At 41.3% G+C, this 22,254-nt stretch carries 20 protein-coding genes and 1 pseudogene; all 21 read left to right on the forward strand.

Annotation, left to right across the window (positions count from 1 at the left end; genetic code table 11):
* The coding region (locus B092_RS13855; RefSeq protein WP_018574465.1) for an integrase core domain-containing protein at nucleotides 1-420 on the forward strand (420 nt) is incomplete at its 5' end.
* Nucleotides 421-465: 45 nt separating this feature from the next.
* Nucleotides 466-930: pseudogene (locus B092_RS13860) on the forward strand (LysR substrate-binding domain-containing protein); the annotation flags it as partial.
* A gap of 322 nt (nucleotides 931-1,252) precedes the next feature.
* Nucleotides 1,253-2,506 (forward strand): O-antigen ligase family protein, encoded by a 1,254-nt coding sequence (locus tag B092_RS0106610; RefSeq protein ID WP_018574467.1) that lies wholly within the window; start codon nucleotides 1,253-1,255, stop codon nucleotides 2,504-2,506.
* Between the two features lie 185 nt (nucleotides 2,507-2,691).
* Nucleotides 2,692-3,969: a Vi polysaccharide biosynthesis UDP-N-acetylglucosamine C-6 dehydrogenase TviB gene (gene tviB / locus B092_RS0106615; RefSeq protein WP_018574468.1), complete on the forward strand. Its 1,278-nt coding sequence runs from the start codon at nucleotides 2,692-2,694 to the stop codon at nucleotides 3,967-3,969.
* Between the two features lie 128 nt (nucleotides 3,970-4,097).
* Nucleotides 4,098-5,042, forward strand: a complete 945-nt coding sequence (locus B092_RS0106620) for a Gfo/Idh/MocA family protein (protein ID WP_018574469.1) — start codon at nucleotides 4,098-4,100, stop codon at nucleotides 5,040-5,042.
* Nucleotides 5,039-5,614: a UDP-2-acetamido-3-amino-2,3-dideoxy-D-glucuronate N-acetyltransferase gene (gene wbpD, locus B092_RS0106625; RefSeq protein ID WP_018574470.1), complete on the forward strand. Its 576-nt coding sequence runs from the start codon at nucleotides 5,039-5,041 to the stop codon at nucleotides 5,612-5,614. Before B092_RS0106620 ends, wbpD begins: the two co-directional genes overlap by 4 nt.
* An 11-nt stretch (nucleotides 5,615-5,625) precedes the next feature.
* A complete protein-coding gene (locus B092_RS0106630; protein WP_018574471.1) occupies nucleotides 5,626-6,708 on the forward strand; it encodes a DegT/DnrJ/EryC1/StrS family aminotransferase in 1,083 nt (360 codons plus the stop codon).
* 203 nt (nucleotides 6,709-6,911) lie between these two features.
* Entirely contained in the window at nucleotides 6,912-8,171 is a 1,260-nt protein-coding gene (locus B092_RS0106635) for a lipopolysaccharide biosynthesis protein (protein WP_018574472.1), read from the forward strand.
* A 33-nt stretch (nucleotides 8,172-8,204) separates the two neighbouring features.
* Nucleotides 8,205-10,001 carry an asparagine synthase (glutamine-hydrolyzing) gene (asnB, locus tag B092_RS0106640; RefSeq protein ID WP_018574473.1) on the forward strand — a complete coding sequence of 599 codons (1,797 nt, stop codon included), beginning with the start codon at nucleotides 8,205-8,207 and terminating at the stop codon, nucleotides 9,999-10,001.
* 14 nt (nucleotides 10,002-10,015) lie between these two features.
* Nucleotides 10,016-10,885 carry an AAC(3) family N-acetyltransferase gene (locus B092_RS0106645; protein WP_018574474.1) on the forward strand — a complete coding sequence of 290 codons (870 nt, stop codon included), beginning with the start codon at nucleotides 10,016-10,018 and terminating at the stop codon, nucleotides 10,883-10,885.
* Nucleotides 10,886-11,039: 154 nt separating this feature from the next.
* Nucleotides 11,040-11,351, forward strand: a complete 312-nt coding sequence (locus B092_RS14690) for a GNAT family N-acetyltransferase (protein WP_255313359.1) — start codon at nucleotides 11,040-11,042, stop codon at nucleotides 11,349-11,351.
* Nucleotides 11,352-11,727: 376 nt separating this feature from the next.
* Complete coding sequence (locus tag B092_RS13870) at nucleotides 11,728-12,432, forward strand: DUF3800 domain-containing protein (protein ID WP_018574477.1); 705 nt, start codon at nucleotides 11,728-11,730, stop codon at nucleotides 12,430-12,432.
* 9 nt (nucleotides 12,433-12,441) lie between these two features.
* Entirely contained in the window at nucleotides 12,442-12,789 is a 348-nt protein-coding gene (locus B092_RS14695) for a hypothetical protein (protein WP_018574478.1), read from the forward strand.
* 275 nt (nucleotides 12,790-13,064) lie between these two features.
* The gene (locus B092_RS0106665) at nucleotides 13,065-14,420 is read left to right on the forward strand and encodes a polysaccharide deacetylase family protein (RefSeq protein ID WP_018574479.1); all 1,356 of its coding nucleotides are present in this window, start codon (nucleotides 13,065-13,067) and stop codon (nucleotides 14,418-14,420) included.
* Between the two features lies 1 nt (nucleotide 14,421).
* The gene (locus tag B092_RS13875) at nucleotides 14,422-15,786 is read left to right on the forward strand and encodes a hypothetical protein (RefSeq protein WP_018574480.1); all 1,365 of its coding nucleotides are present in this window, start codon (nucleotides 14,422-14,424) and stop codon (nucleotides 15,784-15,786) included.
* Nucleotides 15,771-17,669: an asparagine synthase (glutamine-hydrolyzing) gene (gene asnB / locus B092_RS0106675; RefSeq protein WP_018574481.1), complete on the forward strand. Its 1,899-nt coding sequence runs from the start codon at nucleotides 15,771-15,773 to the stop codon at nucleotides 17,667-17,669. Before B092_RS13875 ends, asnB (B092_RS0106675) begins: the two co-directional genes overlap by 16 nt.
* Nucleotides 17,662-18,804 (forward strand): glycosyltransferase family 4 protein, encoded by a 1,143-nt coding sequence (locus tag B092_RS0106680; RefSeq protein WP_018574482.1) that lies wholly within the window; start codon nucleotides 17,662-17,664, stop codon nucleotides 18,802-18,804. Before asnB (B092_RS0106675) ends, B092_RS0106680 begins: the two co-directional genes overlap by 8 nt.
* A gap of 2 nt (nucleotides 18,805-18,806) precedes the next feature.
* Complete coding sequence (locus B092_RS0106685; RefSeq protein ID WP_018574483.1) at nucleotides 18,807-19,916, forward strand: N-acetyl sugar amidotransferase; 1,110 nt, start codon at nucleotides 18,807-18,809, stop codon at nucleotides 19,914-19,916.
* Nucleotides 19,903-20,640, forward strand: coding sequence for a glycosyltransferase (locus B092_RS13880; RefSeq protein ID WP_232244208.1), 738 nt, complete (start codon nucleotides 19,903-19,905; stop codon nucleotides 20,638-20,640). Before B092_RS0106685 ends, B092_RS13880 begins: the two co-directional genes overlap by 14 nt.
* On the forward strand, nucleotides 20,571-21,011 hold the full coding sequence (locus B092_RS15860; protein WP_232244207.1) for a glycosyltransferase: 441 nt from the start codon (nucleotides 20,571-20,573) through the stop codon (nucleotides 21,009-21,011). Before B092_RS13880 ends, B092_RS15860 begins: the two co-directional genes overlap by 70 nt.
* Nucleotides 21,012-21,182: 171 nt before the next feature.
* A complete protein-coding gene (wecB, locus tag B092_RS0106695; RefSeq protein WP_018574484.1) occupies nucleotides 21,183-22,253 on the forward strand; it encodes a non-hydrolyzing UDP-N-acetylglucosamine 2-epimerase in 1,071 nt (356 codons plus the stop codon).
* The last annotated feature ends 1 nt before the right edge of the window (nucleotide 22,254 follow it).

Consider the following 22,254-nt stretch of genomic DNA (forward strand, 5'->3'; position numbering starts at 1 on the left):
ACCATGCTAGCGACCTTGCAGAAGTTGGGCATTGTGCCTTCCTTTAGCCGCCCGTCAGTTAGTGATGATAACCCCTATTCTGAGTCTCTGTTTAGAGCACTCAAATACACGCCAGCCTATCCTAATAAGCCCTTTACTAGCCTAGAACAGGCTCGTCAATGGGTGCATCAATTCGTCATCTGGTATAACACGCAGCATTGCCATAGTGGCATTCAGTTTGTNACGCCGGAGCAGCGTCATAACGGACTNGATAACGCNATTTTAGCGCATCGTCGTGCCGTTTATGAAACAGCCAAAGAAGCTAGACCTGAGCGTTGGAAAAACCGTTCTGTCCGCCATTGGAAACCGGTCAAAGAGGTCTGGCTAAACCCATCGAAGGAGAGTAACGAGTTAGAGAGAAATGCCGTATTAGCAGCATAAGAAATCGGACAACTTGCTTGACAAACACCGAGTCAGGTAGAGTTTGCCTTAGCTGCTTTATTAGAGAAGGCGGATGATTTGAGTGTGATTCCTTTGGTTGATGATGTTTTTTGTGCTGTGTATCCGCCCGAGCATCCTGTGGCGGAATATGAAAGCCTTTATTTAGAGGATTTAGTCCCCTATGATTTGATTGTGTTATCAAAGGGCTCAAGTGCGAGAGATCTTTATGAAAAGGCGGTGGCTGACGTGACTACTAGGTCAGGGCTACGAGTGGATACAACACATATGGCAACTGCAATCCTTTTTGTTCATCAAGGTATGGGTGTCGCGATTCTACCTAAATTGGCTTTAAAGTCATTAAATTTAAATGGACTCAACTACAAGCCATTAGTTGATCCAGTGGCACATCGGAAAATAGGCTTAATTCAAAGAAAAAAGCAGAAACTATCAAGCGCTGGGGTTGATTTCTTGTCTCAACTATATGATTGTCTGGAAAATAAAGAGAACTGAATTAATCTTATTTTTTATAGTTATAAAAAACTCATTCTTAATGTACTTTTCTTCTTTTAGCAAACTTTATTCGTTGCTCTACTGATCCCTTTCACTCAATACTCCTAAGCAATCTATCACATATATTTGTTTTATTACTCGATTAAACAGTAATCATTCTCATTACAGTTATATTTAGCAACAAAAGGGAAATCATTTTAATACTTAAATGTTATCTAATCTAAGGTAGATTGGCATATAATCTTGCCACAGTAAAATAAGTTTAAATCTATTTATGTCCCAACGCTATTTAAATAAAGTCTCACTTGCATCAGGAAAACCATTGCTTCGGCGTTATACCGAAGTGGCTGTTTTTCTGCTTGGTTTTCTGGCGCTGATTGTACCTAGTGGTTATTCAGTCGGTGCGGTCTTGCTTGTATTGGGTGGTTTGTACGTATGGTCTAAGGATTTTAAAAATAAAAATACGGTGGAATTAGACCTTCGGGACAAATGGCTGTTGGCGATATTACTTTTCTTCTCCCTAGAAGGGGTGTTTAACTGGCTCTGGCATGGTTTAGTCAGTGGTGTCTTTGATAATAGTGACTTAGACAAGGTGGTACGCTTTGCGTTAGCGATACCGATATTTTTTCTGATTTATCGGGCAAGACCGTCATTGCATTACTTATGGACGGGGATAGCGCTAGGGGCGATTGGTGCCTGTATCTTTGCGATATACCAGAAGTTTGGTTTAGGGCTACCAAGACCTAATGGTCATACTAATGCAATACAGTTTGGTAATTTGTCCATGCTCTTAGGTGTGTTCTGTCTTGCTGGTCTTGGTTGGGCATCCACTCTTAAAAAATATAAAACCTTCTTTTTCTGCTTACTTGTCGTTGGGGCTTTTTGTGGTCTAAATGGTTCTTTTCTCTCGGGTAGTCGTGGGGGATGGATTGGCTTACCGTTCGTCTTCTTTTTCCTGTATCGCGTGTATCGTAGCTTTTTCTCAACTAAGGTCAAAGTTATCGGCTTGATAATCACTTGTTTTCTAGCAATTACCGCATTTAATTTGCCGCAATTAGGTATAAAAGACCGAGTCCATCAGGCTTTTAATGAGCTCATATCTTATGAAGCTGGTAATGTAAACTCTTCAATTGGTGCGCGTTTGGAAATGTGGAAGGGCACTGCCATCCTGATTAGTGAAAAACCACTGATGGGTTGGAGTAAAGGGGGGTATATCCAGGCCAAAAAAGAGCTAGGTGAGCAGGGAATAATCCAGGGAGTGGCGACAAAACACTTTACTCATGCGCACAATGAGATCTTAGATCGTCAGGTAAAACATGGTCTGCTAGGTCTACTCGCTTTACTAGCGCTTTATGCAGCCCCTATAATTGCCTTTAGTGCCTACCTCAGGCACAAGGACTTAGCTAAGCGATCGCTTGCGGTTGTAGGTGTATTGTTGCCATTTGTATTTATCGATTTTGGGTTAACCCAAGCTTTTTTAAGGCATAATAGTGGTGTCATGATGTACGCAGCTTTTTTAATGGTGTTTGCTGGGTATTTTAAAATGGTCAGGACCTCAGTCTCTACGAGATGGTGAGTATTAATGATGCTACTCACATCTTTCATATTGTGTAGCATCATTAATCATGTTCTGATAATTAGCAAGAGCTCAAGCAGATTCATAATCTGTTAGGGTTGTTTATATTAAAATGGCTTTGTCTTAAGTATTAACTAGTAGAAGTGAAGAGTCGCGTTACTAAAAGGTAATAATGGAATCAAGGTATGTTTGATCTCTCAAAAATAAAAATAGCAGTGATTGGTTTGGGTTATGTCGGTTTACCACTAGCAGTGGAGTTTGGTAAAAAGCTACCAGTGGTCGGTTTCGATATTAATGTAAAACGTATCGATGAGTTAAGAAGTGGTGAAGATCATACACTCGAGGTATCTCCTGAAGAGCTTAAAGAAGCGACTAATCTTCAATACACGGCAGAGCTCAATGACTTAAAAGACTGTAATTTCTTTATTGTCACTGTTCCGACTCCTATTGATGCCTCTAAGCAACCCGATTTGATTCCCTTGATTAAGGCTTCCCAGAGTATTGCTAAGGTGCTTTCCGTGGGAGATATCGTAGTTTATGAGTCTACGGTTTATCCGGGCGCTACTGAGGAAGTATGTGTGCCTGTACTGGAAGAGGTATCAGGTCTTCGCTTTAATCAGGACTTTTTTGTAGGCTATAGTCCTGAGCGTATTAACCCAGGTGATAAAGAGCACCGTGTGAGTACTATCCTCAAAGTGACTTCTGGCTCTACGCATGAAGTGGCAGATTATGTGGATGAAGTGTATCGACAAGTGATTGCGGCGGGTACTCACAAAGCCTCCAGTATTAAAGTAGCTGAGGCCGCCAAAGTGATTGAAAACACTCAACGTGATGTCAATATCGCATTAATTAATGAATTAGCGCTTATTTTTAATAAGCTAGATATTGATACAGAAGCCGTGTTAGAAGCGGCTGGTACGAAGTGGAACTTTTTGCCCTTTAGACCGGGTTTAGTTGGTGGTCACTGTATCGGTGTTGACCCGTATTATTTGACCTATAAGGCACAAGCGATTGGTTATCACCCTGAAATTATTTTGGCTGGTCGTCGATTAAATGATGGCATGGGTGCTTATGTCGCCACTCAGTTAATTAAAGCAATGGTTAAAAAGAAAATTCAAGTCGAGGGTTCAAAAGTCCTCGTACTTGGTCTAAGCTTTAAAGAGAATTGTCCTGATATTCGTAATACACGAGTAGTGGATGTTATCAATGAACTCAATGAATACCACATTGACGTGGATGTCTACGATCCATGGGTTGACCCTGCAGAGGTTAAACAGGAATATGGTATAGAAGTTAAATCAGAGCCTGATGTGGGTGCTTATGATGCGATTATTTTAGCGGTAGCGCATGAGCAGTTTAAAGCGATGGGTGAAACGAAGTTGCGTGACTTGGGTAAGCCAGAACATGTTCTCTATGATCTTAAATATGTCTTAGCGCCACAGGAAGCGGATATTCGTTTATAGTATTGCCGTACTGCACAATATCCTTACAGTGAGTGATGGATTAATCTTGAGATAGGTTAAGGTCTTTTTTATCAGATTGAGCTTTAATACCTATATTGTTTGTTAAATATTTTAAAGAACGTATTGTTATGAAAAAATTTGCCATGATTGGTGCTGCCGGTTATATCGCACCTCGCCATATGCAAGCGATTAAAGCAACGGGTAATAACTTGGTTGCTGCGCTTGATATTAATGACTCAGTTGGGATTATTGATAGTCACTTCCCTAATGCTCATTTTTTTACTGAGTTTGAGCGCTTTGACCGTCATCTTGATAAGTTACGCCGTGCTAATAGTAATGATAAAGTAGATTACGTTTCAATTTGTTCTCCGAATTATCTTCATGATTCACATATGCGCTTTGCTTTGCGTACCGGTGCTGATGCTATTTGCGAGAAGCCGCTAGTGCTCAATCCGTGGAATATTGATGGCCTAAAAGAAATAGAAAAAGATACGGGTCATAAGATTAATACTATTTTGCAGTTACGTGTCCATCCGGCAATTATTGCACTTCGTGAAAAAGTCCAAAACTCTAAGAAAGATACTAAACACGAAGTAGATTTAACTTATATCACTTCTCGTGGTCACTGGTATCTTCAGTCTTGGAAAGGTGATTTGAAGAAATCAGGTGGGATTGCTACCAATATCGGTGTGCATTTCTTTGATATGCTGCACTTTATTTTTGGTGACTTACAAGAAAATATTGTTCACCTGAGTGACGATACTAAAGCAGCAGGTTATTTAGAGTATGAAAATGCACGTGTTCGCTGGTTCTTGTCGGTAGACTTTGATGATGTACCAGAAGCACAAAAAGAAGCAGGACAACGTACTTTCCGCTCAATTACAGTTGATGGAGAAGAAATCGAATTCTCCGGTGGCTTTACAGATTTACATACCATCAGCTATCAAGAAATACTAGCAGGACGTGGCTTTGGTTTAGATGAAAATCGTACCGCTATCGCTACCGTCTCACACATTCGAAATGCACCGATCGCTCCTTTAACCGGTGATTACCATCCTAAGTTGAAAAAATGAGTTTCTACCAACACGAGTCGGCTATCGTTGATGATGGCGCGCAAATAGGCGAGGGCAGTCGCGTATGGCACTTCGCTCATGTGTGTGCTGGTGCCAAAATAGGTAAGGGTGTCTCACTTGGGCAAAATGTCTTTGTAGGCAATAAGGTCACTATTGGTGACCACTGTAAAATACAAAACAATGTCTCTGTTTACGATAATGTGCATTTAGAAGAAGGTGTGTTTTGTGGGCCTAGTATGGTGTTTACCAATGTCTACAATCCACGCTCTCTTATTGAGCGCAAAGATGAGTATAGAGATACTCTCGTTAAAAAGGGCGCGACACTAGGCGCAAATTGTACGATTGTGTGTGGTGTGACGATTGGTGCATATGCTTTTGTTGGCGCTGGTGCGGTTGTTAATAAAGACATTAAGCCTTACGCCTTAATGGTAGGAGTACCCGCCAAGCAAATTGGTTGGATGAGTGAGTTTGGTGAGCAGTTAGACTTACCTTTAGTAGGTGATGGTGAAGCGTTATGTTCGCACACTGGTACTAAATATATTTTGACTGACGGCAATTTAAGTAAAGAGTAAAAGGATCACTAATGCAGTTTATTGATTTAGCAGCGCAGCAAGCACGAATTAAAGATCAGATTGATGCCAATATTCAAAAAGTACTTGCTCATGGCAAGTATATTTTAGGCCCAGAAGTAGCCGAGCTCGAAGAAAAACTAGCTAATTATACTGGTGCGAAGTATTGCATTTCTTGCGCTAATGGTACAGACGCGCTGCAAATTGCTCTCATGGCCTTAGACGTAGGTCCCGGTGATGAGGTCATCACGCCAGGATTTACTTATATTGCTACAGCTGAAACGTCTGCTGTACTAGGTGCTAAACCTGTTTATGTTGATATCGATGAGCGTACATACAACTTAGATCCAGCATTGCTTGAGGCTGTGATTACGCCTAAAACCAAAGCGATTATTGCCGTGTCTTTGTACGGTCAATGTGCTGATTATGATGCGATAAATGCTATCGCTGCTAAACATGGTATCCCTGTAATTGAAGATGCTGCGCAAAGCTTTGGTGCGACTTATAAGGGTCGTAAATCAGGTAATCTAACTACAATTTCATGTACGAGTTTTTTCCCTAGTAAGCCTTTAGGTTGTTACGGTGATGGCGGCGCCATTTTTACTAATGATGAGGAATTAGCAACGGTAATTCGTCAAGTGGCTCGTCATGGTCAAGACAGACGATACCATCATATCCGTGTGGGTGTGAATAGCCGCCTCGATACTTTACAAGCAGCTATTCTACTGCCTAAATTAGCGATTCTTGATGATGAGATTTCTTTGCGACAGCAAGCTGCAAAAAATTATAATCAACTCTTAAATGAAAAGGGTATCAATACAACTCCTTTTATTGAAGAGCATAATACGTCTGTCTATGCGCAGTATACAATCCGTGTTAAAGACCGTGAGCTAGTGATTGACGCGTTAAAGGAAAAAGGAATTCCTACGGCTGTTCATTATCCAATCCCCTTAAATAAGCAGCCTGCGGTTGCTACTAATGATTCTCTACCAGTGGGTGATAGAGTGGCACAGGAAGTATTGAGTTTGCCGATGCATCCTTATTTGAAAATTAAAGATATTATTGTAATAGTTGAAAAGTTAATTAGTTTGTTTTGAAAATTCTATCTACAAATGGAAGATTAAGTTTTGAAAAAAATTTCTTTCTAATACTAATTTTTTGTTTACTGTATTATCCTGTGTTGCGACACATGCTGCCTGCAGCGGTCATCTAATTTACTATGACGAACACCACTTAAATGAAGTGGGTGCAATAGAATACGCTAAGCAAGCCTTGCCAATAGTTTCACAAGAAGTAATCAATGCTAACTAAGCTGTTCAGAAATAACGAGTTTGCTAAAAACGTACTGACTTTAATGACAGGAACCGTTTTAGCACAAGCAGTACCTATAGCGATTATTCCTATACTTACCCGAGTTTTCACGCCCGAAGACTTTGGTTTGCTGGCGCTGTATGGAGCATTTGTTTCCATCTTAGGCGTAATAGCAACAGGGCGTTATGAAATAGCCATCATGTTACCTAAAGAAGATGAAGATGCGCGGGTATTATTACAGGTATCAGCACTGGTTGCTTTTTGTATTTCTATATTCATCAGTATTCCTGTTTTTCTATGGAATACAGAAATAGCTAGTTTTTTAGGCAATCAAGCCATTGCATCTTGGTTGTATTTAGTGCCAATTTCAGTACTGCTGACAGGTGTTTACCAGGCTTTAACTTATTGGAATAACAGACAAAAGAAGTTTAAAAATACAGCCGTGTCTCGTGTCAATCAAAGTTTATTTCAAGGTATGACACAAACTGGCTTAGGTTTTATGCAAGTTAGTGGTGGACTTATTTGGGGACAATTTTTTGGAATTATATCCTCAATAACCTATTTGCTTAGAAAAGATCGAAGCTACAAAGAAATACTAAAAGAAACAAAAATAAGTGACTTAAAGCAGCAAATGAATAAATACAAAAAATTCCCCAAGTATGGAATTGTTGGCGGTTTATGTGATGCTGGTGCAATGCAAATGCCAGTTTTAATGCTAACTAAATTTTATTCAAGCACAGTAACCGGTATGTTTAGTTTAACTTTTCGTGTGCTAAACATGCCAACAGCCATCATTTCGTCGGCCATAGCACAAGTACTATTTCAAAAAGTAGTAGAAATAAGCCACACAGCACCAGAAAAACTAAATAGCTACATTATAAAAATGTTTTTTATACTTTTTATACTTTACCTGCCAGCAGTACCTATCTTATTTATTTGGGGTGATACGCTATTTGCCTTTGTTTTTGGTGAAGAGTGGGGGCAGGCAGGAATCTACGCAGGTTACCTAGTAATAGCCGTTGCTATACGTTTTGCTGTTAGCCCATTGAGCGCGGTACTTGGCTTAGAGCAAAACATAAAAAAAGGAGTGCTTTGGCAAGTGCTTTACTTGTGCACCATCACACCAACGCTATATTTTTGTTCATCTCTAACAGTTGAGCAGTTTTTTTTAGCTTTTGTTATACATGAAGTTGTTTTGTACATTATTTATTTGATGCTTATTTTAAAAGGCACCAAAGCAATTGTTTAAACTAAAATCAATCATTATCACCTAAGGCCCTTTATGTGCGGAATTGCAGGTTATATTGCTAGCCAAGTAGCAGACCAATCACCTCTTAAAAAAATGACCGATGCCATCATTCACCGTGGACCCGATGGTGAAGGGCAATATTATGCGCCAGACTTTGCCCTAGGGCACAGGCGGTTGGCCATAGTTGATTTAAGTGAAGCTGCTGCACAGCCCATGCACTATCTAGACCGTTACGTCATCACCTATAACGGCGAAGTGTACAACCACCCAGAGCTAAGAGAAGAACTCACCCGCCGTGGGTACACCTTTAACAGTGAATCAGACACCGAGGTCATACTCGCCAGCTACGATTGTTGGGGTGTAGACTGCCTAAACAAATTCAACGGCATGTGGGCTTTTGTACTCTACGACAAGCAAGAGCAACAATACTTCATTGCCCGCGACCGCTTTGGTAAAAAGCCACTTTATTACACTCACACAGCAGACCACTTTGTCTTTTGCAGTGAAGTTAAAGGCATCTACGCCAGCGGCTTAGTAGAAAAAGCGCCCAACATAAGCTACCTAAAAAATTACCTAGAAAACGGCCCTAATGAGTACGATGCAGACACCGCCTTCGCCAACATTTACCGTTTTCCCTTTGCTCACTATTTTTTAGGCAGCAAAGAACAGCTACTTAACCAACCCCAGTTCACCCGCTACTGGGAATTAACCACCAACACCAGCAAAGAACGCTTCTGCCCAAATAAAGCCAAAGAATACGCCCAACAATATTACGATCTACTAGCCGATGCGGTAAAACTACGTCTAAGAGCCGACGTAAAGGTAGGCTCGGCACTCTCCGGCGGTTTAGACAGCAGCTCGATTGTTTACCTTGTCAACCAACAACTAAAAGCCCAAGGCAAAGCATACCTACAAGAAACCTTCTCCTCTGTTTACAAGTCCGACGGCACACAAGACTGCGACGAAAGCCACTTTATTGACCTACTCGCCAAAGAACTTAAGGTCAACTCCAACCAAATAGAACCCCAAGAACAAGACGTACCTGCAGAACACCAAAAAGTTATTTGGGCAATGGAAAACCCACCAGAAAGCACCTGTATGTCTGGCTGGCACACCTTTATGAAAGTAAAACAAGAGGGCGTAAAAGTAACCCTAGACGGCCAAGGTGCAGACGAACAACTCGCAGGCTATCTACCCTTTATTGCCAGCTACTTAACCTCTATTTCACTGTTCGACCTCTACAAAGAATTCTTTTACTTTCTAAAAATACCTGGCGCTAAAAAAACATTGTTACTTAGCCTTTTAATGGCAAACTTTAAATACATCTTCGGAAACAAAGCCTATCAAGCGCTATTCAAAAGACTCAAAGGCCGCCAACCACCTGCTGAACTAAATCTAGAGCTAAAAAACGCCATAGAAACTGGGCTTGTTACTTTAATACACTATGCCGACCATACTTCTATGGCACACAGCATCGAATCTAGAATGCCCTTTATGGACTACCGCCTAGTAGAGTTTTTAGCCCAAGTACCCGCCTGCTATAAAATGCACAACGGCTGGACAAAATACCTGGCTCGTTTAGCCTTCGACAAAAAACTACCTGATGAAATCACCTGGCGAAAAGACAAAATGGGCTGGCCAATACCAGAAGAACATTGGTTTAAAGGAAATTTAAAAGACTGGTTTATACAAACTGCAGAGCAGCCAGATGAGTTAAAAAAGCTTGGTTTCTCAGTTAATATGACAGAGGAGCTTAGTAAGGAAGTTAATATTATTAAATTAATTAGGTATATTAATATTTATACTTTTTATAGACTCTTTTATAAGTAGGGTTTTGATAATTTATGTTAAGTAATAAAAAGTTTAAAACATATAATCAAGATGATATAGAAAATGATTTTAAAAAATTAGGTGTGGAAGAAGGTGATACAATACTTATTAGGGCTAGTTTGGGTGCTGTAGGCAGAATGGATTCCAAAGCTAATACGTTTATTGACGCACTGCTTTCAGTGGTTGGTAAAGAAGGCACTATAGTTTCACTCGCATTTACGAATTCTTATTTCATTAGAAAAGCAAACCCAAGCGATGCTTTCGATAGAAATAAAAAAAGCTATGCTGGTGCGCTACCTAATGCGATGCTTGATTATAGTAACTCTTTCAGAAGCAAACACCCAACTTGTTCTTATGTGGCAATTGGTAAAAATGCAGAGTTTATAACAAGTGAACATGATGAAAACAGCCCTGCGTATGAACCAATTAGAAAGATTATTGAATTAAAAGGTAAATGCATACTTGTTGGGTGTGTTGATAATAGCCCAGGCTTTACCACGACACACTTAGCTGAGCAAGATCTTGGAATGTTAAAACTTAATGTTTTTCCAACGCTGAATACAGTTTACTATAGAAATGATAAAGATGAATTAATGTTGTTTAGAAGAAAAGATCCAGGGCTTTGCTCAAGTTCATTTTATAAGTTTTATGCGCATTATGTTAAAAATAAAATTCTAGATACAGGCTATGTTGGGAATGCTTACTCAATTATTTCTCCTGCTAAAGAAACGTATGATATAGACTTATCAGTACTATCTAATAATAAGAAATTTAATATCTGTGATGATAAAGACTGCTTTGTTTGTAATGCAGGAAGATGGGATAGGGTACATAGAGCACCATTTTATATTTTGAAAAGAATTATTAATAAATTTAAGAAATGAAAAGTAGTAAATTTTGCGCCGTCTTATCATTAGATGAGCTCTTAAATCTCAATGAAAAAGTATTCTCCCGCAAGGCATGGCATAAGCCTACACAAGAGAGCTTGTTTATAAGCTAGACGCTGCGGTCAAATTTAACAACGATAGATAAATCTTTATCGCTGAAGATGAGCAAGGTCGCCATCATGCCGGCGTTTACTTAATTTGGGACGACAACACAGCTTATTACTTAATGGGCGGTGGTGACCCAGACTTACGTAATAGCGACGCCACCAGTTTGTGCATGTGGGAAGCGATACAGTTTGCTGCAACAGTTACCAAAAACTTTGATTTTGAAGGCTCTATGATTGAACCTGTTGAGCGTTTTTTTAGAGGCTTTGGTGCGGTGCAAACGCCTTACTTCTCAATCTCAAAAACCAATTCAAAACTCATTAAAACTTACCGCTTTCTGCAAGAAATACGTAAATAGTTAGGTGGTTTGATTTTTTAGCCATGAAACGCACGAAAGTTTTTTATGATTTAGCCACGGAATCCACCGAAGAACACGAAAATTGTTAATTGGGCGAAGTAAACTTAGGCCAGTAGGGGTGGTAGTTCAGGGTTCAATTCCTTGGGTGCTTGTTGGTGCCTTAGCCCTTTTTTTAGTGTTATGCCGATATGTATATATCCGTCTTGTATCTACTGCAAACGATAACAAAACTAAGGAGGTAACTATGGCGCAAACTATTAAATGTTGTATGCGAGCTTTGATTGGCTCAATTTTTGAAACAATCTGGGCTATTGGCGTTAGCATCATCGCAGGTTCGCAACTACTGACCTAAGTTTATTTAAAGGTGAGAGCCGCTTTGAAAACCATCTACATCGACGAATCAGGCAACACTGGCTCAAACTTACTTGATAAAGACCAGCCTGTATTTGCGACCGCCAGTTGTGATTTTTCGCTTGCAGAAGCTGAATATCTTTTAAGCCATTTACCCAGCTCCGCAGCAGCAGAAGCTCACTTTAAGCGTTTACGGAAATCGCCAGCGGGGCGCAATGCAATAATAAAGCTATTAACAGATGAGCTAATAAATACGAAGCGCATAAAGATCCATGCAATGCATAAAGAGTTTATGGCGCTTACGAAAATAGTCGATACGCTTATAGAGTCTTATTACAACGCGCATGGCTATGATTTTTATAAAAACGGTCAAAATATTAACTACTCAAATATGCTGTGGTATTGCTTGCCTACATTTTTTGATACTGAGCAAGTCCGCGCAATGTATGCAGCGTTTATAGCAATGGTGCGTGCTGCATCGCCTGCCACTATCAGCGCTTTTTATTACGAAGTGAATCAGCTAAAAAACTCAAATAAGCACGCTCGTTTTAATCGAGATATAGATCTGATTTTAGCGACTCAGGCCATAGCTGTGGATGTTCTTAACCGCATTGATAAGTTTGCATTAGACCCGTCCATTCCCTCGCTTTTCATCCATTGCGCACAGTGGGGCGATGATTACCCAGCAGGTTTTGCTGTTAAACACGATGATTCCAACACTCTGGAGTAGCAGCAACACATGGTCACGCAGTTTATGGATTGGTTCAAAAGCGAGGTGGTTGCAGGATACGATAGACGCAAATTTACACTTCCCCTGAAAGCCAAAACGCTAGATTTCGTATGCTCTAAGCAGGTTAAGCAAATCCAAGTAATGGATATAGTGGCGAGCAGCTTGGGATATTGGGCATCCAGCATAGCCACGAACAACACCAGTGATGTGTTTTTTCAGCAGCTAGATACAGTTGGTTTTGATAACTGGCTTGGTAGCAACAAAATTTGGCCGCAGCCAATTGTGGACCCACAGGAATTAGGTACTGTTTATGATGGTAGTGGAACTAACCCAGCTGATGTTTCGGCGTGTTTTTAATTAGCTGATAATATTAATGCTGTTGTAATAATTCAGATAGAGTTCTGAGTTTCCTACAGGGTATACGCAGGTAATTGATTAGCCGAGAAACCCACTAAAAGCATGAAAACTTAGTTTGTTTTATGTTCTCGTGTTCTTTCGTGGTATTATTAGCTTCGCTCACCCTTCCAAGGCCGTCCTTTGGGGTACAATGTGGGAATTGTCGTAGCTAAAGCAGCCTTGTTTTTTCCGTGTTTTTCCGTGTCCTTCTGTGGCCAAAATAAGTTTTAATTGCAATGCCCCAATTTTCTACCTCTGCTCTTTCCTGGCTTGCTTCTATTTTAGAAGAGCGCTTCGGTCTTGTTTTCACTTTGCAGCCCTACCAAGCCGGTTTAAAGCTGTCCCTTACCGACTGTGAGCAAGGCTTTATCCTGTTTCCAAGCTTAAACTCGGCTTTTCACGAGTCGCACTCTGACTTACCGCACAGCGAGTGGGATGCCGCCAAAGCCGGTTGGCTGAGTGTGTTAGAGCAGCCTTTACCTACGCCAGGTGTGCGCGAGTTGCCGCAGCCTTTAATCGAACAGGCAACAGAACATCATGTTATTCACTATGACGTACTGGGCTTAACCTACTGGATGCTCAACCGTGTAGAAGAAATCGACCGCACCGATCTCGACAATCACGGCCGCTTCCCAGCCATTCATTCACACGCGTATAAACACGCCTACCTTGAGCGCCCTGTGGTGGATGAGTGGTTGCATGTGTTGGGGCAGGTGTTCCAAAAACAGTGGCCGCAGGTTGGGCTTAAGCAGCATGAATTCAGTATGAAAGTGAGCCACGATGTCGACTCACCCAGCCTGTATCAATTCAAACCCTGGCAAACCATTATCCGCATGATGGCCGGCCACCTGCTAAAACGTCGTGATATCAAAGCCTTCTTACAAGCGCCTTACATCAAGCTCAGCGCAGGTAAACGTTTACACCCGCAAGATCCGTATAATACGTTTGACTGGCTAATGGATGTATCAGAAAAAAACGGGCTAACCAGTGCGTTTTATTTTATCTGCGACACCACCAGCAACATGGATGCTGACTATCAGCCAGAAGAGCCAGCCATACGCGAACTGATACAACGAATACATCAGCGCGGGCACGAAATTGGCCTACACCCCAGCTACGGCACCTACCAAACGCCCCAGCTCATAAAGCAAGAAGCCGACCGCCTACGGGCTATAATTCAAAAAGAAGGTATCAAACAAAACGAATTTGGCGGACGTATGCATTACCTGCGCTGGGAGCATCCCACCACGTTACAAGCGTGGAGCGACGCCGATATGACTTACGATTCAACGCTTAGCTACGCCGACTTGCCCGGCTTTCGTTGCGGCACTTGCTTTGAGTACCCAGCGTTTAACACCATCACCCAGCAACCACTACAAATACGCATAAGGCCACTGATAGCTATGGAGTGCACAGTAATCGATGATGTATACCTTGGCTTAGGCGTAACTCAAGCAGCAGAAAATAAGTTTCTGGAACTAAAAGAAAAATGCCGTAAACTAAGCGGCTGTTTTACTCTGCTATGGCATAACTCGTACTTTCATGACAATAGTGAATTAAAACAGATGTATAAGCGTATTATAGAAGAGTGATATGAATCAGTTTGTTATTAAAAAGCCCAACGGCTTGTTAGTCGTTAGCCTTATTCAACTCCTGTTATTGTTTTTTTATTTCACTCTAAACATAACCAATGTTGGTGAAATGGGCACAGTGCTACCCTTGTTAGGTGGCTTTGTGGCTTTAGCGGGTGGTGTGTTTTTTTTGCAATTAGTGAAAAGTCAAATTTCATTACGCCTGCATTTTGTTGTGTTTTTGCTTTTTGTTCTTTGGGTTGCACTTAGAGTTATTGTTGACCTAGGCGATATGGAACACCTAAAACAACTCACTGTTGCTACAACTGGCGGTATTTTACTGTTTTTTTTACTCGGCACCTTCGCAAGAAAAGCCCTAGACACCTTAACCAACGCCAACCTAAAACTAACCAGCAGTAAAACACTACTGCTAACATTTTTGTTAGTAAGCACACTTATCTTTTTAAGCTTTAAAGGCAGGTTACTAGACAGAGATGATATATTTTATATCTCAGGCGTAGAGGGGGGTTATCAACGTCCGGGTAACTTTCTAATTATGCTGTTTGTGATGGCATCTTTTACTTTTATATCCATAACTAGCCACCCTCGCACACGAAAGCGTATTAACCTATTTGTGTGGCTGGGTATTTACAGTATTGGCATGGTTCTAGCCGTTATCAGCAGCCAGATGATAGGCTCTAACGCTGCCACAGCAAACCTACTAGCCATTTACCTAATGACCTGCGTACTCGCTTTGCTCAGCTTTAATAAAAACATACGACAGGCTTTTTATAATAAAAATTTACGCTTACCCCTATCTAAACAAACCTTCAAAAAACTTATTAAATACGCCATCACAGCTTTAGTAGCGGTTATTTTTCTAGCCGTAATTGCCATACAAGTAACAGGGTTTGATTTAAGCAAAACCCGCGCTTTTGGTTTTGGTACAGGCTCCAACAACTCAGTTACCTCTCGTTTCGATATTTTATTAGAAACCGGCGCAGCTCAAATGAGTTATGCACCCTTTTTAGGCAATGTGAATGTCGCAGAACTCACCACAGGCAATGCAGGCAGAACACTGCACAACTTTATACCTAACCTACTGGCAGAACTTGGGCTAGTCGGGCTTTTAATCGCTCTTACATTATTGTTTTTAGTAGGTTGGCATTTGGTTAAAAGTATTAAAACAGCAAGCAAAGAAGGCAAAGACCTAAACCAAGCAATCATCAATCTATGGCTGCTCTTTGTTCTACTCTTCTTGTTTTTATACGCCAATCTATCGGTTGGTAAAGAATGGCCAGTCATGTGGTTTTTTGTAGGGTTTGCAGTGAGTGTGTTTGTTTTTAATGATAATTCAAGTAGGAAAACCAAATGTGTGGTTTCTTAGGTTTTGTAAGTAGTAAAAATAAAGCTGGTTTATTAGAAGAATCGTTGAAGTTAATAAAGCACCGTGGGCCAGATAATCAAAGTATTCGGCTAGAAAAAATAGATCAGCTTTATGTTGGTTTTGCACATGCGCGGCTTTCGATTATTGATTTAAGTGAAGAGGCTTCACAGCCATTTTATTCTTCTGATCAGCGTTATAGCGTTATTTATAACGGTGAGATTTATAACTTCAAAGAGCTTAGGTTAGAGCTTGAAAAACTAGGCTTTGAATTTACAACAGATTCAGATACTGAAGTGCTTGTTAATGCTTGGTCAGCATGGGGCTTATCTGCTTTATCAAAGTTTATAGGCATGTTTTCTTTTGTGATATTAGATAAAGAAGAAAAAAAATTAACCCTAGTTAGAGATGCATTCGGTATAAAGCCTTTCTTTTATAGTCTTGATGGTCAATCAAATTTTTATTTTGGTTCCGATATACGCAGCCTTATTAAGTTACGAGCTATAGAGCCTAAACCCGATTTACAGCGGTCTTATGATTATCTAGTACACGGTGATTACGATTCATCTGAATCTACTTTTGTAGAGGGTATTAAACACCTTCTGCCTGGGCATTATTTAGAGTTTGATTTGAAGTCTGGTGTATCCACTCAACCTAAGGCTTGGTGGCAACCAGATATTAGCACTACTGAAAATATCACCTTTAACGAAGCTAAAGAAAAATTACGCCATTTGTTTTTAGAAAGCGTAAAGCTTCATCTAAGAAGTGATGTGCCTTTAGGAATTGCACTATCGGGCGGTATAGACTCGTCAGCTGTTGTTTCTGCAGTACGTTATTTGCAGCCAGATTTACCCATACAAACCTTTAGCTATGTCGCTACTAAAAAAAGTATTTCTGAAGAGTCTTGGATAGATACGCTCAGCAAGCAGATGAATACGCAGTCACATAAAGTATATGCAGACCAGCACCAAATGCAGCAGGATTTAGATGATATGCTGCTAAAACAAGGTGAACCCTTTGGTGGCACTAGTATTTATGCGCAGTATAGAGTGTTTAAGCTGGCTAAAGAGCAAGGTGTTACAGTTACGCTTGATGGTCAGGGTGCAGATGAGCTTTTAGCTGGTTATTTTGGTTATCCGGGTCACAAGCTACTTAGCAAGTTAGAAAGCGAAGGTTTGCTTGCTGCACACAAGTATGCAAAAAAATGGGCGCAATTACCGGGTGGTAGTTATTCATTGGCTTGGCAATATTTAGGCCGAATTAAATTACCGAATTGGCTCTATGCTTTTGCTAGAAAGAAAATGGGACGCGACTTTGCACCTGCTTGGTTAAAAGTAGATTATTTAGCTACTAAAAATGTGCAACTCACAGAAAAGCGTGATGTTTTAAACAAAGCCAATAAAGGCAAGCGTGTACGCGAAGCTTTAGCTAACTCTTTGCAGGGAAGAGGATTGCCATCTTTGTTAAGGCATGGTGATAGAAACTCTATGGCTTTTTCTTTAGAAAGCCGTGTTCCTTTCTTAACCTTGCCATTGGCTGAGTTTTTATTAAGCTTGCCTGAAGAATATTTAATATCGGATGAAGGTGTGACCAAACATATTTTCCGTGAATCAATGCGCGGAATTGTGCCTGACGAAATACTAGATAGAAAAGATAAAATAGGCTTCGCTACGCCAGAATCAGAATGGTTACTTTCAATGAGTGATATTATTCAACAGTGGATAGATAACGCACCAGAAATTGCATTTATCAACAAACAAGAAATTATTAAAGAGTTTAATGAGGTGGTTTCAGGTCAACGAAAGTTTGATTTACGAGTATGGCGTTGGGTTAATTATTTACGTTGGTACACCTTAGTGATTGAGGGTAGTAATTCAGATGCATAATGTTCATATCAATATGAATGAGTTCACCAATGCTAGTCGCGTATTAAAACAGGTGAAATCACTTATCAAGGCTGAGGTTTTTAAGAAAATAACCATTATTGCTTTAGGTTCTAAAGAATTACCTAAGCATGAACATATTGCTCAAGATATTGAGCTGTATAGGATTAATCTTATTACACGCAACTTGCCTAAAAGTTTACCTTTTCAGTTAATTAAATACGTTGAGTTTTTAATTAGGTGTCTACTATTAATGAGAAGGCTAAAGCCATCGGTTGTGAATGCTCATGCATTGGGTGTTTTGCCAATATGCTTTTTGGCTAAGAAACTCTTTGGTGCCCGCTTAGTTTATGATGCTCACGAACTAGAAACTGAGCAGGTAGGCGGAATGAATTTGCGCAAGCGCCTTTCAAAAAAGCTTGAAAAAAAGCTTATTCACAAAGCGGATATGACCCTAGTAGTCAGCGAAAGCATTGCTGATTGGTACGCCAATGAATACAACATCGCTCGTCCACCCGTAGTTTTAAATGCGCCGAACACACGTGAATTAAAAATCAATAATCACTTCCGTGAGCAGTTGGGCATTCGTGAAGACAAAATTATTTTGCTTTATCAGGGCGGATTAATGCCAGGTCGCGGGGTTCATTTGATTTTAGAGGCTTTTAAACAGCGTAAAGATGACAAAGTAGTGGCAGTGTTTATGGGGTATGGCCCGTTAGAAGCGGATATAAAAATTGCCGCTGAGCAGCACTCAAATATTTACTTTTTCCCTGCTGTGCCCCCGCAAGTGGTTCTGGAATACACCGCTTCTGCTGATTTTGGCATTTCTTTAATTGAAAACACTTGCCTATCTTATTACTACTGTATGCCAAACAAGTTATTTGAATACGCCATGGCGGGCTTGCCGGTGTTGGTTTCTAATATGAAGGATATGTCTGAGCTAGTCACACGCTATGCAATGGGCGCGGTTATCAGTGATTTTTCTGCTGAAGGCATTAATCAGGCAATAGATAACTTTTTAGAGCAAGACTTAACTAGCATGAAAGCCAATGCTTACCAAGCCGCCTGCGAAAACGCTTGGGAAGTGCAAGAGCAAAAAATGTTAGCGGCTTACCAACAGCTATTAAATAAGGCATAACCATGACTGATAACAACCACCAAATATACACCCGCTGTGTTATGGACACCACCGACCCTGAAATTACCTTCGATGCTCAAGGTGTGTGTAACCACTGCCATGAGTTTGACCAAGTGACTGCTAAGCGTTGGTTTCCAAATGAAGAAGGTAAACGTAAGTTAGACGTTTTAGTCGCACAGCTTAAAAAAGAAGGTGAGGGCAAAGCATACGACTGTATTTTAGGGCTCAGCGGTGGGTTAGACAGCTCTTTCCTCGCCCTAGTCATGAAAGACTACGGTTTAAGGCCCTTAGTGGTGCATGTGGATGCCGGTTGGAACAGTGAAGATGCCGTCAAAAACATTAACACTGTGGTTGATTATTGTGGCTTTAAGTTGCACACCAAGGTGGTTGATTGGGAAGAAGTAAAAGACTTACAACTTGCTTATTTAAAAGCAGGCGTGGCAAACCAAGATGTGGTGCAAGACCATGCGTTTTTTGCCAATCTGTATCACTTTGCGGTAGACAACGATATTCGCTATGTCATCAACGGTGGCAACATAGCAACTGAATCAACCTTCCCGTCAGCGTGGCACCATGCCGCTATGGATGAAATTAGCCTAAAAGCGATTCATAAGAAATACGGTAAAGTGGCTTTAAAAGATTACCAAACCATCAGTTTTTTTGAGTATTACGTTTACTTCCCTTTTGTGAAGAAAATGACCGCTGTAAGGCCGCTAAATCTTATGCCCTATAGTCAAGAAATTGCGCAGCAACGTTTAGAAAGCATTGGTTATATATCCTACGAACGTAAGCATGGTGAGTCGCGCTTTACCAAGTTTTTCCAGAATTACTACTTACCTAAAAAATTCAATATGGATAAACGCAAAATCACTCGTGAACAGGCAGTAGAAAAGCTAAACGAACCCCTCTACGACCATGCAGAGCTAGCAGAAGACAAAGCCTTTATAGCCGAAAAACTAAGTATCACTGTTTCAGAACTAGATAAATACATTGAAGAACCTGGCAGGCACTACACCGACTTCCCCAACTGGGATAGCCGCTACGCGCTACTGAAAAAAGTGCAGGGGATTGTGGCTAAATTAACAGGAAAGAATCTGAATGCTTATTCGTAAAGTCGCCCACCTCACCTCCGTCCACCCCCGATATGACACGCGCATTTTCCTCAAGGAGTGCACGTCACTTGCCAGCAACGGCTACACCGTTTCACTGATCGTTGCTGATGGTAAGGGCGACGAAACCAAAAACAACGTATCCATCTATGATGTAGGTGCATCCAAAGGCCGCATGGATCGTATCCGTAATGCCCCAGGGCGAGTGTTGGTTAAAGCGCTGGAGTTGGATGCGGATATCTACCATCTGCATGACCCTGAGTTGATTCCGATTGGTGTCAAACTCAAGAAGCGCGGCAAGGTCGTGATTTTTGATGCCCATGAGGATGTGCCCAAGCAGTTGCTGGGTAAGCCCTATTTGAATAAGCCAGCCAAGTGGTTGCTGTCTAAGACATTTGCTTTGTTTGAACGCTGGGCGACACCTAAGTTGGATGCGGTGATTGCTGCCACGCCTTTTATCCGTGATAAATATTTGGCAATGGGCGTTACTTCGGTGGATATCAACAACTACCCCTTGCTGGGTGAGTTAGCCAGTGGCGAAATTGATTGGTCGCAGAAACAAGCGCAAGTGGCTTATGTGGGAGGCATTGGTCGTATTCGCGGTATTTCTCAGGTTGTTCAAGCGATGGGGGGGTGCAGTCTGGTGCGCGTTTACAGTTGGCTGGTAAGTTTAACGAGCCTACGGTTGAAGCGGCCGCGCATACTGATAAAGGCTGGCAACGTGTAGATGCATTGGGTTTTGTTGGGCGGCAGGATGTACGTGACATACTCTCACGCTGCGTAGGCGGCTTGGTTACTTTTTTACCTTCGCCTAACCATATCGATGCGCAACCCAACAAAATGTTTGAATACATGAGTGCAGGCGTTCCAGTCATCGGCTCTAACTTCCCGCTTTGGAAAGAAATCATCGAAGGCAACCAATGCGGTTTATGTGTCGATCCCTTAGAACCACAAGCCATCGCTGAAGCGATTGATTACTTAGTTACCCATCCAGCCGAAGCTGAGCAAATGGGCCGTAACGGCCAAAAAGCAGTGCATGAGCGCTATAATTGGGGTATTGAAGAAGCCAAGCTGTTGGAGTTTTATAACAACTTATAGGCTTGATAGTTAGCCACGGAATCCACAGAAAATAATAAGCTTGCTGTAAGCTTCAGAGGTTTTCATGGACACCCCAATTTTTCTTTTCAAGTCTCTCGTGGTCAAACCCTTCGCTTTTGCTTAACCTTCTGTGCTTTCCGTGTCCTTTTGTAGCCAAAAAAGAGTTTTTAAATGAAAAAAATCCTAACCATCATCGGCGCGCGCCCGCAATTTATTAAGGCAAGCGTTGTATCCAAAGCCATTCTAGAAACCGAAGGCTTAACCGAAGTGTTAGTGCATACCGGCCAACACTTTGACGCCAATATGTCCGATGTGTTTTTCGATCAACTTGGCATCCCTCGCCCTGACTATCAACTCAATATCAACAGCGGCAGTCATGGTGATATGACGGGGCGTATGTTGATTGAAATTGAAAAAGTGTTGTTGCAAGAAAAACCAGATTGGGTGCTGGTGTATGGCGATACCAACTCCACGCTTGCCGGTGCTTTATCGGCGGCTAAGCTGCATATCCCAGTAGCACACGTTGAGGCTGGCCTGCGCAGTTTTAATATGCAAATGCCAGAAGAAATTAACCGTATTCTGACCGATCAAATCAGCAGCGTGCTGTTTTGCCCGACTGATTCCGCCATGGCAAACCTTGAGCGTGAAGGCTTTAATGACAAGCCCATTCAGGTATTGCAAGTGGGTGATGTGATGCAAGACAGCGCTGAATTTTTTGCTCAGCGGGCTAATGCGCCGCAAGGTTTTGCTGTGGCTGATGGCTTTATTCTTGCCACATTACACCGTGCAGAAAATACTGATAATCCTGAGCGTTTAGCGGAAATAGTAAAAGCACTTAATTATCTACATCATAACGTTGCTCCGGTTGTTTTACCGCTACATCCACGTACACGTAATGTTATTGCACAACAGGGTTTAAGTCTTAATGTGCATTTAATTGAACCAGTAGGCTACTTGGAAATGATCTGGCTGTTACAGCGAACAGGGCTAGTGCTAACTGATAGTGGCGGTGTGCAAAAAGAAGCTTTTTTCTTTGGTAAAGCCTGTGTGACTATGCGCGATCAAACAGAGTGGGTTGAGCTGATTGAAGTTGGAGCTAATGAGTTGGTTGGTGCTGATACACTTAAAATTATCGAGGCCTCCAAGCGTAATTTAGGACGTGTAGTTAAAGATGAAAAAGAATTATACGGCGGCGGACGAGCTTCTTTTGCTATTGCTGATATTTTAAGTAAGGAATACTAAG

The sequence above is a fragment of the Oligella ureolytica DSM 18253 genome (assembly GCF_000373745.1).
Lineage (GTDB): Bacteria > Pseudomonadota > Gammaproteobacteria > Burkholderiales > Burkholderiaceae_B > Oligella > Oligella ureolytica.

What these genes read in the sequence shown, in the direction of transcription:
- tviB (WP_018574468.1), top strand. Translation starts at nt 2,692, where the DNA reads ATGTTTGATCTCTCAAAAATAAAAATAGCAGTGATTGGTTTGGGTTAT.
- B092_RS0106620 (WP_018574469.1), top strand. Translation starts at nt 4,098, where the DNA reads ATGAAAAAATTTGCCATGATTGGTGCTGCCGGTTATATCGCACCTCGC.
- wbpD (WP_018574470.1), top strand. Translation starts at nt 5,039, where the DNA reads ATGAGTTTCTACCAACACGAGTCGGCTATCGTTGATGATGGCGCGCAA.
- B092_RS0106630 (WP_018574471.1), top strand. Translation starts at nt 5,626, where the DNA reads ATGCAGTTTATTGATTTAGCAGCGCAGCAAGCACGAATTAAAGATCAG.
- B092_RS0106635 (WP_018574472.1), top strand. Translation starts at nt 6,912, where the DNA reads ATGCTAACTAAGCTGTTCAGAAATAACGAGTTTGCTAAAAACGTACTG.
- asnB (WP_018574473.1), top strand. Translation starts at nt 8,205, where the DNA reads ATGTGCGGAATTGCAGGTTATATTGCTAGCCAAGTAGCAGACCAATCA.
- B092_RS0106645 (WP_018574474.1), top strand. Translation starts at nt 10,016, where the DNA reads ATGTTAAGTAATAAAAAGTTTAAAACATATAATCAAGATGATATAGAA.
- B092_RS14695 (WP_018574478.1), top strand. Translation starts at nt 12,442, where the DNA reads ATGGTCACGCAGTTTATGGATTGGTTCAAAAGCGAGGTGGTTGCAGGA.
- B092_RS0106665 (WP_018574479.1), top strand. Translation starts at nt 13,065, where the DNA reads ATGCCCCAATTTTCTACCTCTGCTCTTTCCTGGCTTGCTTCTATTTTA.
- B092_RS13875 (WP_018574480.1), top strand. Translation starts at nt 14,422, where the DNA reads ATGAATCAGTTTGTTATTAAAAAGCCCAACGGCTTGTTAGTCGTTAGC.
- asnB (WP_018574481.1), top strand. Translation starts at nt 15,771, where the DNA reads ATGTGTGGTTTCTTAGGTTTTGTAAGTAGTAAAAATAAAGCTGGTTTA.
- B092_RS0106680 (WP_018574482.1), top strand. Translation starts at nt 17,662, where the DNA reads ATGCATAATGTTCATATCAATATGAATGAGTTCACCAATGCTAGTCGC.
- B092_RS0106685 (WP_018574483.1), top strand. Translation starts at nt 18,807, where the DNA reads ATGACTGATAACAACCACCAAATATACACCCGCTGTGTTATGGACACC.
- B092_RS13880 (WP_232244208.1), top strand. Translation starts at nt 19,903, where the DNA reads ATGCTTATTCGTAAAGTCGCCCACCTCACCTCCGTCCACCCCCGATAT.
- wecB (WP_018574484.1), top strand. Translation starts at nt 21,183, where the DNA reads ATGAAAAAAATCCTAACCATCATCGGCGCGCGCCCGCAATTTATTAAG.